The organism is Actinoplanes sp. NPDC049681, assembly GCF_044465265.1.
GTDB lineage: Bacteria > Actinomycetota > Actinomycetes > Mycobacteriales > Micromonosporaceae > Actinoplanes.
The window spans coordinates 256,727-271,628 of the sequence record NZ_JBITLP010000010.1 but is presented as its reverse complement, the minus strand read 5'-3'; the positions used below and the strand labels follow the sequence as shown (position 1 = coordinate 271,628).

General features: G+C 69.7%; 9 protein-coding genes. 4 read left to right on the top strand and 5 right to left on the bottom strand.

Annotated elements, in window-relative coordinates:
* Nucleotides 1-938: 938 nt before the first annotated feature.
* Entirely contained in the window at nt 939-4,313 is a 3,375-nt protein-coding gene (locus tag ACIBO8_RS33490) for an SseB family protein (protein ID WP_396119434.1), read from the top strand.
* Between the two features lie 17 nt (nt 4,314-4,330).
* Nucleotides 4,331-4,693: a hypothetical protein gene (locus ACIBO8_RS33485; protein ID WP_396119433.1), complete on the top strand. Its 363-nt coding sequence runs from the start codon at nt 4,331-4,333 to the stop codon at nt 4,691-4,693.
* Here ACIBO8_RS33485 and ACIBO8_RS33480 read toward each other — a convergent pair.
* The 5 genes from ACIBO8_RS33480 to acs all read right to left on the bottom strand — a co-directional run bounded on the left by ACIBO8_RS33480 (nt 4,690) and on the right by acs (nt 13,420).
* Nucleotides 4,690-5,613 (bottom strand): alpha/beta fold hydrolase, encoded by a 924-nt coding sequence (locus ACIBO8_RS33480; RefSeq protein ID WP_396119432.1) that lies wholly within the window; start codon nt 5,611-5,613, stop codon nt 4,690-4,692. The genes ACIBO8_RS33485 and ACIBO8_RS33480 overlap by 4 nt on opposite strands.
* Before the next feature lie 43 nt (nt 5,614-5,656).
* Nucleotides 5,657-6,115 carry a hypothetical protein gene (locus ACIBO8_RS33475; RefSeq protein ID WP_396119431.1) on the bottom strand — a complete coding sequence of 153 codons (459 nt, stop codon included), beginning with the start codon at nt 6,113-6,115 and terminating at the stop codon, nt 5,657-5,659.
* A 115-nt stretch (nt 6,116-6,230) separates the two neighbouring features.
* Complete coding sequence (locus ACIBO8_RS33470) at nt 6,231-8,600, bottom strand: immune inhibitor A domain-containing protein (protein ID WP_396119589.1); 2,370 nt, start codon at nt 8,598-8,600, stop codon at nt 6,231-6,233.
* Between the two features lie 199 nt (nt 8,601-8,799).
* On the bottom strand, nt 8,800-11,163 hold the full coding sequence (locus tag ACIBO8_RS33465; RefSeq protein ID WP_396119588.1) for an immune inhibitor A domain-containing protein: 2,364 nt from the start codon (nt 11,161-11,163) through the stop codon (nt 8,800-8,802).
* Nucleotides 11,164-11,434: 271 nt separating this feature from the next.
* The gene (gene acs, locus ACIBO8_RS33460; RefSeq protein WP_396119430.1) at nt 11,435-13,420 is read right to left on the bottom strand and encodes an acetate--CoA ligase; all 1,986 of its coding nucleotides are present in this window, start codon (nt 13,418-13,420) and stop codon (nt 11,435-11,437) included.
* Between the two features lie 160 nt (nt 13,421-13,580).
* On the opposite strand from acs, the gene ACIBO8_RS33455 reads away from it, so the two are divergent.
* Nucleotides 13,581-14,324, top strand: a complete 744-nt coding sequence (locus ACIBO8_RS33455; protein ID WP_396119429.1) for an oxidoreductase — start codon at nt 13,581-13,583, stop codon at nt 14,322-14,324.
* Between the two features lie 58 nt (nt 14,325-14,382).
* The gene (locus ACIBO8_RS33450) at nt 14,383-14,856 is read left to right on the top strand and encodes a PH domain-containing protein (RefSeq protein ID WP_396119428.1); all 474 of its coding nucleotides are present in this window, start codon (nt 14,383-14,385) and stop codon (nt 14,854-14,856) included.
* The last annotated feature ends 46 nt before the right edge of the window (nt 14,857-14,902 follow it).

The window sequence follows — 14,902 nt, the reverse complement described above, 5'->3', positions numbered from 1 at the left end:
TCGGGCGTGTCTGTCCGGGGCGATGCGCTGGCCACAGCCGTGGCTCACGCAGTCCGCGGCCCACTCCGGGGGCCTTACCGGCCACACGTCGGGCTCGCGCCGGAGGTGGCGATGGAGCGCTGGGCCGGCACCGGATTGGGCTGGAACCGGGCCGGCCGAAGCGGGTCGCTTGCGGCCAGGACCGGCGGCTACGGAACGGGTCGAGGCCGCGGCGTGCGGGCCACGGAACGGGTCGGGCGGACGCTTGCGGGCCACGGAGCGGGTTGAGGCGGAGGCGTGCGGGCCCCGGAGCGGGTTGAGGCGGAGGCGTGCGGGCCCCGGAGCGGGTTGAGGCGGAGGCGTGCGGGCCCCGGAACGGGTTGAGGCGGAGGCGTGCGGTCTCGTCTGGAACGGGCCGGGGTCGACGCCAGGGCAGACGACTGGGGCCGGGCCCGGACGAAAGGGCCGGCGCCCCGTAGGTTGCGGCAGAGCGGGCCAGCGCCAAGCGTGACGGTGGCCCGCGGGCCGGGGTCGAGCGGGTCGGGGTCGACCGGGCCAGGGCTGAGCGGGCCAGGGCTGAGCGGGACGGGGCTGAGCGGGCCAGGGCTGAGCGGGCCAGGGCCGAGTGCGCCGGGGTCGAGCGGGCCGAGGCGGACAGCATTGCGGCCGAGCCAGCTAGGCCGCGTGAGCTGCGGCCGAACGGGCTAGTGCCGGAAATGCCGGGCCGAATGACTGATACCACGAAGCCTCGCGGCAGCCGCGTCGGTAGTTGGTCCTGTTCCGCCCTCTCCTCCGGAATTGCGGCTACCTAAGGTCATCGGATCGTGTCTTTAGGCGACTGTTGCGCAGGTGGAAAGCCTGGTTGGCTGTATCCACGCAGCCGCCCATTGTGATCGGGGCCTGACCTTGTAGGTTGTACGCGTTGAGGTGGCCCGTTCGCCGCGAAGGGAGAGGTGGACGTGACCGAGTGGGAACCGGCTACGGACGCCGAAGTCGCGATGCGCAACGCCCTGCGCACCGATGACCAGGAGTCCTACTTCCGCATTCTCGCCGGCGTCGACCTGCTCCTGCCCGTCTCCGCGGATGCCCTCGCCGGCCTCGCGCCGATGGGGTGGGGCACGTGGAGCACGGGCGGACGTACGCACGTGCTCGCGTTCACGTCTCCGTCGGCACTTCAGGCTTGTTTGTCTGATTACACCGGTTCTGCGCGGCGCGTGCCGTACTCGGAACTCGCCGAGACCTGGCCGAACCTCGAATGGTGGCTGGCGGTCAATCCCGGACTGCCCATCGAGGGTTACCTCCCGGCCTGGTTCGTGGCGCAGCTCAGCCGTGGTGACCTGCGGCTTCCGAAGCGCGGGCCGGCCCGGGACGGCGCCAACGCGACCGACCGGATCAAGGACCTTCACGCGGCCGCTATGGCCGCCAACGCGGCCGCGGCCCGGAACTATGCCTCGCCGGCGTCCGGCGGCCCGATGTCGGGCGATCCGACGGGTACGGCCACCGCGGCCGGAGCCGAATCCGGGGCATACGCCGCAGGCGCTCCGGGCGCCGGTGAACACGGGGCAGCTCGATCAAACGCCGGCGGGTACGGCCCGGGCGGCCCCGATGCCCCCGAGAACGCGCCCGGCGCCGCAGCCGCCGGATACGGACCCGGCGCCGCACCCGCCGGATACGGACCCGGCAGTGCAGCCGCCGGATACGGACCCGGCGCCGCAGCCGCCGGATTCGGACCCGGCAGCGCAGCCGCCGGATATGGCCAGGGCCGAGCTGCCGCTGGATACGGGCCGGGCGAACCTGCCGCCGGATACGACCAGGGTGAAGCCGCCGGTGGCCGCGAACCGGGAGTTTCCGCAGGTCAAGGCGCGGTGGCGGCAAGCGGCGCCGGAACCTACGGCGGCCCGAATCCTGCATCATCCGGCCAGGCCGCCGATGCACCGCCGACCGGTCCGGGCGGGCTTCCGGTGCGTACGCCGGGCGCTGTCCTCCCCAGCGGGCTGCCGTCTCGCGTTCCGGCCACGCCGCCGGGGCTGGGTGGGCCGGGCAGCTCTTCCTCGTTCAGTGGCTTCACGCCCGGCTCGGGGCAGGACCGGCCGGGGCCCGACGTACCCGCTTCCTCCAGTCCGCCCAGCGTTCCCCCGGCCTCGGCGGCGTCCGGGGGCCGTGGCCCGGGTTCCGGATCCGCGGTTCCTCCGGGAAGCGCGCTGGATGCGCTGGCGAGCAGGTCCGGCATGGCTGCTCCATCGAGCGGTGCGAGTGCGCTCGACGCACTCGGCAGCCGGGCCGGTGCTCCCGCCCGCCCGGGTAACGCAGACACTCCCGCCGGCGGCGCCGCCCAGGAGGGTGGCAGTCTGCCCCCTCTGCAGCGACCCGACGGGCCCCTCCCGACCCGCACGCCGATGGCGCAGACTCCGCCCCTTCCCAGCCACCTCGCGCAGCGCGAGACGGCCGGCGGCGCGGCGGTAAGTCCCGACAAGCAGGCCACAACGGCCGCCGGCCAAGGCGCGACAGCCGCAGGCCAGAGTCCGGCGGCGGACGACACCGCGGCGGCCGCAGGTGAGAGCCCGGCGGGTCAAGGGGCGGCAGCCGCAGGCCAGAGCCCGGCGGGTCAAGGGGCGGCAGCCGCAGGTGAGAGCCCGGCGGGTCAAGGGGCGGCAGCCGCAGGTGAGAGCCCGGCGGGTCAAGGGCCGGCAGCCGCAGGCCAGAGTCCGGCGGGAGAAGGCGCAGCAGCCTCGGGTCAAGGCTCGGCGGCCCAAGGCGCAGCAGCCGCAAGTCAGGCCCAGGAAGCAGGTCAGGGCGCAACGGCCGTCGGCCAAAGCGCGACAGCAGGTCCAGAAGCCAAGGCCGCGAACCAGGGCGACACCGGCCAACAGGCAGGCGACACCGCCGGCCCGGGCGGCCTCCCGCGCCGGCAGGTGGCTTCGCCCGCGGAGCGTCCTCCCAGCATGGCCGCGGCCGCTCAGGCCCTGGCAGCGAAGGGTGAGGCCGGTGCCAGCCCGACCGAAGGGCCGGCCGCCGACACGGGATCGCGTCCGCCCTCCAGCCCGCCCCGGGCCAGCATCGCTCCGCCGGTGATTCCGGGTGCGGGCGGTGCCAACCGTACGAGCGTTCCGGAACCGGCAACGCGCCCCACGATTCCCGGTGTCTCGTCGGCGAGCGGGCTGCCCACGCGGCCGACCGGAGGGAACCGGGAGACGCCGGGGAGCGTGGCCGAGACCCAGCGCTTCGAGGCCCCGCCGACAGTGTCCCGCGCCCCCATCGAGCGGGTGCCGGGTGACGTCGGTCCGGCCGCGGGAGCGATGCCTCACGCGGGTCCCGCGCCGCAGGCGGCGGCGCCCGCCACCGGGCATGCGGGCCGCATCGCCCCGCCGCCGTACGTGGCGGACGAGGATGACTTCATTCCCGCGAATGAGGTCGAGCGGAATCTCTACCACGCGACGCTCGATCACAGCACCGATGCCTTCCTTTCCACGCTGCTTCTCGCCACCGTTCTCGTGCCGGTCGCGGACAATTCGCGGCCGGGGAGTTCGCCGGGGGAGTCCGGGTTTGCTTCCCGGACCGAGGAGATGGACGGGGAGCGGTTCCTGGTCGTCTTCACGAGCCGGGATCGGTTGAGCGATCACTACGCCGAGCCGGCGCGTACCGTGGCGGTTCGGTTCGTCGAGTTGATTCGGAACTGGCCCGATCCGGCCTGGTCGTTCGCCGTGAATCCGGGGACCGCGGTCGGGGCGAAGTATCCGGGACCCCAGGTCATCGCGTTGGCCAACTGGGCGCTCGAGGCCGGGCTCGGCGGGGATCCGGTCGAGGAGGTCAGCGACGCCGCCGCGGTGCCGGAGCGTTCCGGTGAGGCCGAGGCGCGACCGACCACGATGCAGAAGACGGTTGCGGCCGAGCAGGTCGACTATTACCTGGAGCGCGGTTACGACCGGGTGGCCGGGTTCGTGCACCGTGCTGCTGAGGTCGAGCATCTGCGCAGTCCCGGGGAGTTGTTCGCGGCTCTCGGGTTGCTCTACGACGGGTCGCCTTATCAGGCCGATGCCAAGGAGGCCTTTGTGCTCCGGTGGCCGGCTTTCCGGCCCAGTCTTTACCGCATTCCGTACGGCGGGCAGAGTGAGCAGGCGCTGCGCGCCATGGACGGCTGGGTGATCGAGCGGCCGCCGTTCCGGGGTAACGGGTTTGCGCCGGGCGAGGGCAAGGACGTCATCGCCGAGTTCAAGGTGGACAGTGTCCGGCTGCCGCACGGGGCTCAGTTGTGGCACCTGGACGCCGAGGGGCAGGAGCGCCTGCTCGCCGTCTTCGACTGCGATGCCCCGGTCTGGCGCCGGGTCGCAGAGTGACAACCAAGGGGTAGGCGATGCGTGACGGGTACGTCGTGACCTGGCACGGGCGCGAGTACGACGCCGCGCCCGACGGTGAGAACGTGCGGATCTACGCTCCCGAGGCCGCCGACGGCTTCGAGGAGGTGCAGCCGGGGCGCTATGTCCGGGTGCTGCGGCCCGGGGAGTTCAGCGACCTCGTGTACGTCCGCACGACCTGCTCCTGGCGGGGTGAGCCGTTCATCGTGCTCGCCGAGGCCGACAACTGGCTGCGCGTGGAGTACACCGGCGGCCGGGCTCCCGTGGCGCGGTCACTCGGGCTGGAGGAGTTCGACTTCGGGGTCTACCAGGGGTGGGCGCCGGCCCATGAGGTGAGCGACCTCTACGAGCACCGGGTCTAGGACGCCTTCAGCCAGCGCAGGATCTCACCGGTCACCACGTCGGGCGCCTCCTGGTGGAGGAAGTGGCCCGCGTCCTCGATGAGCCGCCATTCGTACGGTGCGATCACGTATCGTCCCGAGCCCTGGGCCGTCCGCGGTAATACCGCCGTGTCCAGCGCCCCGTGCATCTGGAGGGTCGGGGTGGTCAGGGGTTTCTGCATCAGCTTGACGAAGCGGTATCCCTGCAGGCGCAACGCCGAGCGGAACACCCAGCGGTACGCCTCCAGGGCGCAGAACGACGCCTGGGGGATCTGCAGTGCCTCACGGCAGCGGGCTGCGTACTCGGCGTATTCCGGGGTCTGTGTCCATGTCGGACCGCTCCACCGCTCGATGAGCTCGCCGACGACCGCGGCGTCGTCCTTGGTGAGGACGTGTTCGTAGCGGGGGACCTGGAACTTCAGCGTCGGGGCCGTGGCCGCGATCTGGCCTCGAGGGTCGGCGAAGAGGGCCGCGCGCAGGCGCAGGGGGTGCGCCGCCCCCAGGACGACGAGGCGGCTCACCATCTTGGGGTGGAAGGCCGCCGCCGTCCAGCCGATCATGCCGCCCGCGCCCGTTCCGACGATCATCGCGGAACGTTCGCCGAGGGCGCGGATCAGGCCGGTGACGTCGGCGGCCATGGTGTAGCCGTCGTATCCGCGGGGTGGCTTGTCGCTGGCGCCGTAGCCGCGGAGGTCGATCGCGACCGCCCGGAAGCCCGCGTCGGCGATCCGGGGCAGCATGTCGTGCCACGCCCACCAGAACTCCGGGAAGCCGTGCAGCAGCAGCACGAGCGGCCCGGTGCCGGCCTCGACGACGTGGAACCGGCTGCCGTTGGCGCCGACGAAACGGTGGGTCCAGGGACCCTCCGTCAGGACGCACGACTCGTCCACCTGCGAACTCATGCGGAACAGGGTACGGGCAGCCGGCTATGGCGTGATGCCCCGGTCACTTCACGCGCTCGAAGGCCTCCATGACGACCTGCGTCCCCTCGCCGCAGTCGATGCGCAGCTTGTTGGGGACGAAACGGGCCCGGATGTGGTCGCCCTTCTTCAGCTCCGTGCCGAGGGGCGAGTAAACCGCGAACGGCTTGCCGTCCCAGTCGGCGAAGCCGTAGCAGGGGCCGCTGCCGCCGCGGGTGACGAGGCCGTCGGTCCAGCCGGGGCTGGCGATGACGTCCGTGGGGGTCTTGGGGATGCCACTGGGCTTCTTCGCCCCCGGGGGCGCTCCGGTGGCGACCGAGTTGTCCGGCGAGGGGATCGATGAGGTTCCCGGGGCGGCGGCCGACGGAGAGACGCTGGGCGAGGGGGGCACGGAGATGCCGGGATTCGCGGCCTCGTGCGATGTGCAGGCTGTCAGAAACCCCAGGACCAGGGACGTCGCTGCGGCCGTACGGAAAAGGGACATGATGTTGCACCTCCGGTGAGTGAGACCCGGTCTGAGCGTGGCAGGTTCCCACCGACAGCGAGAAAGGGTGACGCCCGGGGACCGACGGTCCCCGGGCGTCAGGTGGTGCGGTGGATCAGGAAATCTTGATCTTCATCGAGGTGCCGTCCTGCGACACGACCTTGATCTTGACCCCCACGGCCGGCAGCTTGACGCCGTTCCACGGGATCTCGTCGTAGAAGTACTTCTTGGTGTCGTCGAACGTCGACTTCGCGGCCTGGCCCCGGACGTAGCTGGGCTTGCCGTTGATGTGCAGCGTGAACGAGTCGGCCTTGTTCAGGCTGAACGGGGCGTCGTACAGCTGGACGCGGGCCCGCCACGGGGCACCTTCCAGGTTGTACAGCGGCGCCGGGTGGCTGTCGATGATCAGGTTCAGGCCCGAGCCGGGGTGCTGGTTGACGTTGTTGTTCGCCACCGACTGGTCGTTGTACGAGATCAGCAGGCCCTGCTGGTACGCGAAGTGCTCGGCCCAGTCCGGCTTGGTGTCGGCCCAGCCGATGTTGTACGGGCCGGTCTTCAGGTACTTGTCGAACGAGGTGTAGCTGCGGTTGCCCGCGATGTAGAAGTTGTCGAACTCCGCGGTCGTGGTCTGGCCCACGACGCTGAAGCCGGCAGCCGTCCACGCCGGGGTGCCCTCGGCACCGTCGGTCGACGTCGCGGCGCCGTTCACCTTGATGGTGAGGTCGTCGCCGAAGAAGCCGCCCTCGGAGACGCCGCCGTCGGTCAGGTAGTGCAGGCGGACCTGAACCTTCTTGCCGGCGTACGCGTCGAGCGGGATGTGGATGTCCTTCCACGCGCCACCGCTGGTGCCGGTGATCGCCGGACGACCGGGGTCGCCGCCGTCCTTGCCGAGCGGGGCGCCGTCAATGGTGCCGTCGACCGCGGTCCAGGTGGTGCCGTTGTCGCTCGAGACCTCGAAGTACAGGTAGTCGTAGCCGTCTTCGATCTTGTAGCGGCCCTTGAGGTCCAGCGACGCGGAGGTGGCGCCGGTCAGGTCGACCGCCTTGGTCAGCGAGTTGTTGAGCTTGTCGGCGTTGCCGGAGAAGTACTGCTTGGTGCCGGCGAAGGGTGCGCCGAGGTCGGTGGTGACCTTCTTGTCCGGCAGGACCACGACCACGCCCTGGGCCTTGGAGGTGTTGTACTCCTGCGGGCCGAGGTTGAGGGTCTTCTTGTGGCCCGCGACGACGGTCTCGTAGTCGAGCCAGCCGAGCTGCAGCTTGTTCCAGGCGCCGATGTCACCGGGGCGCGTGCCGAGGGGCTCGCCCGCGCCGGAGAGACGGCTCTGCGCCATCAGCGTCCAGTACTCGCTGTTGTTGTTGGTGCCGCCGCTGGTGTCGTAGTCGTCCGGCAGACCGAGGTCGTGGCCGTACTCGTGCGCGAACACGCTGAGGCCGCCGTTCTCGGGCTGCATGGTGTAGTCCGAGATCCAGACGCCGGTGTTGCCGATCTGGGTGCCGCCGTACTTGTTGTACGAGGGGCCGTCGACGCCGACGGTGTTCAGGAAGGCGTTCCAGCGGTGCGCCCAGATGGCGTCCTCGCCGTACTGCGGGTCACCGTCGGACTCGTCGCCGCCGGCGTGGACGATCTGGAAGTGGTCGATGTAGCCGTCCGGCTCGTTGAAGTTGCCGTCACCGTCGTAGTCGTTGCGGTCCCACTTGTCGTACTCCTTGACCTCCGCGGCGATCTGCGCGTCGGTGCGGCCGGCGGCCTTGCGGTCGGCCACCCACTGGTTGACGGCGTCGCGGACCAGGGCCCAGGCGTTCGTGTCGGTGCAGGTGCCGTTGACGTCGCAGTTGCGACCGTAGCGGGCCTCGTTGTAGGGCACCTTGACCCAGTCCGAGACCTCGCCGTCGACGCTGTAACGCCCCGAGGACTGCGTCTCGTAGTAGGTCTTGAGCGACTCGACGCCCTTGCCCTTGCCGAAGTACAGGTCCTCGTAGTGCTTCTTGTTGTAGTCCGGCTGCCAGACCGTGGTGTTGTCCGTGGTGCGGTCGGGTGCCGGAATCTTGTTGTGCAGCGGGCCCTCGAACGTCGTCGGGCCCGGCGTCTTCGGGTCGCTGTCGACGTCGGGGTAGTTCGGGTGCCGCTGGTTACCGAACTCCGCGAGGATCACGAAGATCTTGTCGGTGCGCTCGTTGCTGAGCTCGACGTACTGGTCCTGGCCGGCCGCCTTGACGGTACGGTCGTTCAGGCCGCCGCCCCGCGTCTTGCCGACCTTCGCAACGGTGCTGCCGCCGCGCTCCTGCGTCTTGATCTCGCCCTTCAGGACGCCGTTGAGGGCCTCCTGACGCAGTTCCCGGCGCTTGTCCTCGACCGGGTTGGGGAGGTCGTCCATCGCGGCCCGCTTGCTGGCCGCCGGGGTCGGCTCCACCGGAGGCGCCGCCTGGGCCACGGTCGGGAGCGAAATCCCGACACCGGTGACCATCGCGGCGCCGAGTAGTCCCACGACTACTTTTCGCACTACGTACCTCCGTCGACGTGCCCGAAGCGCTGGGTTGCAGCGATCGGCGTGCAGCGACCTTGTGATCAAGGCCTCAGAGAACGTATGCAAAAAGAGAGATGCATGGAAGTCTTCGCAACGAATTCTTTATGAGAAGCGAACGGCGCCCGGGAGATTTCCCGAGCGCCGTTCCAAATGTCCTAGATCAGCTGATCTTGATCTTCATCGAGGTGCCGTTGACCTCCTGCACCTTGATCTTGACGCCGACCGCCGGCAGCTTGACGCCGTGGTTCGGCAGCTCGTCGTAGAAGTACTTCTTGGTGTCGTCGAACGTCGACTGCGCGGCCTGTCCCCGGATGTAGCTGGGCTTGCCGTTGATGTGCAGCGTGAACGAATCCGCCTTCTTCAGGCTGAACGGGGCGTCGTACACCTGGATGCGGGCCCGCCACGGCAGCCCTTCCAGGTTGTAGAACGGCGCCGGGTGCGCGTCGATGTACAGGTTGCGGCCCGTACCCGGGTGCACGTTGGTGTTGTTGTCGACCTGCGACGTGTCCCAGTACGAGATCAGCAGACCCTCCTGGTAGGAGTAGTGGTCCACCTTGTCCGGCAATGTCGGCAAGTAGCCGAAGAAGTACGGTCCGGTCTTGAGGTACTGGTCGTACGACACGTAGCTGCGGTGGCCGGCGATGTAGAAGTTGTCGAACTTCTCGCTGGAGGTCGCACCGACGATCGAGAAGCCGTCCAGCGTCCACGTGGTGGCGGCCTCGGCCCCGTCGGCCAGCACCGTCGCGCCGTCCGCCGTGATCGTCACGTCGTCACCGAAGAAGCCGCCCGCGGACACGCCGCCGTCGGTCAGGTAGTGGAGACGGAACGTGATCTTCTTGCCCGCGTACGCGTTCAGCGGCACCGCGATGTCCGCCCATGCGCCGCCCGTGCTGCCGGTCAGGGCCGGCGTGTTGCTGGCGTCCCGCGGGAACGCCGCGCCGTTCAGGGTGCCGTCCAGGCGGGTCCAGGTGGCGCCGTTGTCCGTCGAGGCCTCGAAGTACAGGAAGTCGTAGTCCTGCTCGATGTTGTACCGGCCCTTGAGCGTGACGGCGGCGGTGGTCTTGCCGGTCAGGTCGATGGTCTTCGACATGGAGTTGTTGAGGTCGTCGGCGTTGCCGGAGAAGAACTGCTTCGTGCCGGCGAAGGGTGCGCCGAGGTCGGTGGTGACCTCCTTGTCGGGCAGCACCACGACCACGCCCTGGGCCTTGGAGGTGTTGTACTCCTGCGGGCCGAGGTTCAGGGTCTTCTTCTGACCCGCGACGACGGTCTCGTAGTCGAGCCAGCCGAGCTGCAGCTTGTTCCAGGCGCCGAGGTCGCCCGGCTTCGTGCCGATGGCCTGGTCGCCGGCGGCGTTGAGCCGGCTCTGGGCCATCAGGGTCCAGTGCTCGTTGTTGTTGTCGCCCAGGCCGGAGGTGTCGTAGTCGTCCGGCAGGCCCAGGTCGTGGGTGTACTCGTGCGCGAAGACGCTGAGGCCACCGTTCTCCGGCTGGATGGTGTAGTCGCCGATCCAGATGCCGGTGTTGCCGATCTGGGTGCCGCCGAGCAGGTTGCCGGCCGGGCCGGTGCGGCCCTGGTCGGTGCCGTACGCGTACCAGCGGTGGCTCCAGATCGCGTCCTCGCCCTGCTGCGGGTCGCCGTCGGCCTGGTCGCCGCCGGCGTGGACGATCTGGAAGTGGTCGATGTAGCCGTCGGGCTCGTTGAAGTTGCCGTCGTTGTCGAAGTCGTACCGGTCGTACTGGTCGAACGACTTCATGTCCGCGGCGATCTGCGCGTCCGTACGCCCGGAGGCCTTCTGGTCCGCGACCCACTGGTTCGCGGCGTCACGCACCAGCGCCCAGGTGTTGTTGCAGACGTGGGCGCCGCAGAAGTCGCGGCCGTACCGGGCCTCGTTGTACTTGACCTTGACCCAGTCGGTGACCTCGCCGTCGACGCTGTAGCGCCCGGACGACTGGGTCTCGAAGTAGGTCTTCACCGACTCCTTGCCGGCGCCCTCACCGAAGTACAGGTCGCGGTAGTGCTCGGCGTTGTAGTCGGGCTGCCACACCGTCGAGTTGTCCTTCGAGCGGTCAGGCGCGGGGATCTTGTTGTGCAGGGGTCCGTCCCACGTCGTGGGGCCCGGGGTGTTCGGGTCGCTGTCGACGTCCGGGAAGCTGGGGTGCCGGTCGTTGCCGAACTCGGCCAGGATCACGAAGATCCGGTCGGTCCGCTCGCGGCTGAGCTCGACGTACTGGTCCGTGCCGGACTTGGCCACCTTGCGGTTGGTCACGCCCGAGCCCTGCGTACGGCCGACCTTGACGACCGTGCTGCCGTTCCTCTTTATCGGCTTCGCCTTGCCGCTGACGACGTCGGCGACAGCCTCCTCGCGCAGAGCGCGACGCTTGTCCTCGAGCGGGTTGGGCAGATCGTCCACTTGAGCCGTGTCGGCCTTCGCCGCCGGCTTCGGATCGACCGGCGGTGCTGCGAGGGCACCGGCCGGGAGTGACATCCCGACACTAGTGACCATCGCGGCGCCGAGCAGTCCCACGACCACCTTGCGCACTACGTTTACCTCCGTTGGCATGACCGCGCGCTGGGGTACAGCGACGGCGGTGAACCGCCCCGGATTCGGAGCTCAGGTGAACGTATGCAAACTCACCGATCTATCGGAAGGGGCCACACGGATTGTTCGGGGATGGTTACGCATTATGGATTTGACATAATGCGAGTACCGGCAAATGGCAAAAATTGGACCGTCCACATGAAACAGCGGCAGATCCCTACGATCGCAGATCTGCCGCTGTTCATAGATGAATATCTCAGTCCTCGGACTTGGCCTCCTGCATTCCGGAGGAGATCAGGTCCATGACCGTGGAGTCCTGCAGCGTCGTGACGTCGCCCAGCGACCGGTTCTCGGCCACGTCCCGCAGCAGCCGCCGCATGATCTTCCCGGAGCGGGTCTTGGGCAGCTCGGGCACGAGCATGATCTGCCGCGGCTTGGCGATCGGGCCCAGCTTCTTGGCCACGTGGTTGCGCAGGTCCTGGATGAGCTTCTCGCCCGCCTCGCCCGCGGTGTCCACATTGCCCCGCGGGATGGTGAATGCCACGATCGCCTGCCCGGTCGTCGGGTCGGTCGCGCCGACCACCGCCGCCTCGGCGACCGATGGGTGCGACACCAGCGCCGACTCGACCTCGGTCGTCGAGATGTTGTGGCCGGACACCAGCATCACGTCGTCGACCCGGCCCAGCAGCCAGAGGGCGCCGTCCTCGTCCCTCTTCGCGCCGTCGCCGGCGAAGTAGACCCAGTCCTCGCCGGAGCCGGCGCCCTTGCCGAAGCGCGACCAGTACGTGTCGATGAAGCGCTGGTCGTCGCCCCAGATCGTGCGCAGCATCGACGGCCACGGCTCGCGCAGCACCAGGAAGCCGCCACCGCCGTCCGGCACCGACTCCGCGGCGTCGTCGACAACGTCCGCGGAGATGCCGGGCAGCGGGGTCATCGCGGAGCCGGGCTTGGCGCTGGTGACGCCGGGCAACGGAGAGATCATGATCGCGCCGGTCTCGGTCTGCCACCACGTGTCCACGATGGGGCAGTTGTCGCGGCCCACGTTGGCGCGATACCACATCCAGGCCTCGGGGTTGATCGGCTCGCCGACGCTGCCCAGGACGCGTAGCGACGACAGGTCGTACTTGGCCGGGATGTCGTCGCCCCACTTCATCATCGTGCGGATGAGCGTGGGCGCGGTGTAGAGGATCGTCACCTTGTACTTGTCGACGATCTCCCAGAACCGTCCCTTGTGGGGGGTGTCCGGCGTGCCCTCGTACATGATCTGGGTGGCGCCGTTGGAGAGCGGCCCGTAGACGATGTACGAGTGTCCGGTGACCCAGCCGATGTCGGCGGTGCACCAGTAGACGTCGGTCTCCGGCTTGAGGTCGAACACGGCGTGGTGCGTGTACGACGTCTGCGTCAGGTAGCCGCCGGTGGTGTGCAGGATGCCCTTCGGCTTGCCGGTCGTGCCGGAGGTGTAGAGGATGAACAGCGGGTGCTCGGAGTCGAAGGCCTTCGGCTCGTGCTTGTCGCTCGCCTGCTCGACCGTCTCGTGCCACCAGAGGTCCTTGTCGCTCCAGGCGACGTCCTCGCCCGTGCGGCGGACGACCAGCACGTGCTCGATGCTCGGGCACTGCGCGACGGCCTCGTCGACCGTCGGCTTGAGCGCGGACGGCTTGCCCCGGCGGTAGCCGCCGTCCGCGGTGATCACGACCTTGCAGTCCGCGTCCTGGATGCGCGTGGCCAGCGCGTCGACCGAGAAGCCGCCGAAGACCACGCTGTGCAGGGCGCCGATCCGGGCGCAGGCCAACATGGCGACCGCCGCCTCCGGGATCATCGGGAGGTAGATCGCCACCCGGTCGCCGGCCGTGACACCGAGCTCGGTCAGCGTGTTCGCCGCCTGGCTCACGCTCCGGAGCAGGTCGGCGTACGTGATGGCGCGGGTGTCGCCCGGCTCGCCCTCCCAGTGGATCGCGACCTTGTCGCCGTGGCCGGCCTCGACGTGCCGGTCGACGCAGTTGTACGCGATGTTGAGCTCGCCGCCGACGAACCACTTGGCGAACGGCGGGTTGGACCAGTCCAGCACCTGGTCCCACGGCTTGGCCCAGGTGAGCCGCCGGGCCTGCTCCTCCCAGTACGCCAGCCGGTCCGCGTCGGCCCGTTCGTACGCCTCGGCCGTGACGTTCGCCGCGGCGGCGAGCTCGGCCGGCGGCGGGAACTGCCGCGTCTCCGAATACAGGTTCTCCAGCGTCTCACTCATGAGGGCGGCTCCTCTGCTCTCTTTTGCGGTGAACACTAGTTCCGCCGGGCGTGTCGAGCGAGGATTGCGCGCGGCGTGATCAGTGCTGCGCGAATCTTGCCATTTCCGAGCCCGTACGCGCATCCCCGGGAAGAGGTCAATTTCCGGCTAAGTTAGGCGCGTGACGAACGATCCCCTGGCACCGCTGCTCGAGCTCGCCGACATCGACCAGGCCTTCACCGACGCCCGCGCCGGCGTGGACGCCGCCCTGCGGCACCGGGCCCTGCGGCGCAACGGCGGCCAGGTCGCGGCCGAGATCGGCCTGCGCGCCGCCGTCGCGAGCGCCGCCCTCGAGGACCACCGCTACGAGCTGTCGGTCGTCCGGGCGGGCACCGTCACCGACCCGGTCGTGCAGGGTGCGCTGCGGGTGTCCGAGGCGCTCGACGGCCTCGCCGACCTCTGGCCGCGGGCTCCCCGCCAGGTCCTGGCCCGGCTGCACGTGCTGGCGGCGCGCGGAACGGTCGCCGACGGCGAGCTGGGCCGGCTGGTGTCCGGAGCCGAGCGGATCGACGCGCTGGCCGGGTTGGTCGCCGGCAACGAGAGCACGCCGCCGCTGCTGCTGGCCGCGATCGTGCACGCCGAGCTGCTGACGCTCCGCCCGTTCGCCGGCCCGGCGGGCGTGGTGGCTCGTGCGGCCGCGCGGCTCACCCTGGTCTCGCGCGGCTTCGACATCCGTGGCCTGGTCGGCGTGGAGCAGGGTCACCTGGAGCGCGAACCCGAGTACGTCGGCTCGGCCGGCGCGTACGCGACCGGAACGCCCGACGGCGTCCGTTCCTGGCTGCGCCACTACGCCGCCGCGGTGACGGCGGGCACGGAGGAGTTGGTTCGGGTGGCCGATGAGGTGCTGGCACCTTCAGGCAAATGACGCCTCGGCAGAACGGATTGCCCCTTTCGTCCCTGGATCGGTTGGCATACTCGTGCGGGTGGGAGACGACTGGGTTCGCCCCTACTCGCCGGGCACCGGCCGCTGGCTGGTCATCGGCTGGGAGGCGGTGGCGTTCGGGCTGCTGGGCTGGGCGAGCATCGGGCTTTTCGAGCTGACCGGCGTCGGGGTGCGCATCCTCGCCGTCCTCATGGCGATCGTGTGGGTGGTCGGCGGCTGGCGCATCCTCGAGATGGGCGTCTACGTCAGCCCGCACGCGCTGCGCATCCGCGGTCTCCTGCGCTCGCGCACGCTCCGCTGGGACGAGATCGCCCACGTCCGCCTGCACCGGCACACCAACAAGATCGGCCGGTGGGAACTCGAGGGCGGCATGACGGTGCTGATCGAGCGGCGCGACGGCTCGACGGTCAACACCGAGCTGTGGGCGCAGGGCGTGGACTTCCACCGCCGCCCGCACCTCTTCCGCGAGGTCTACCACGAACTGCGCAACCGCCACCTGGCGGCGACGGTCTGAGCGGAGAAAAGTAAGGACGGCGCCTCACTGATGAGGCGCCGCCGCT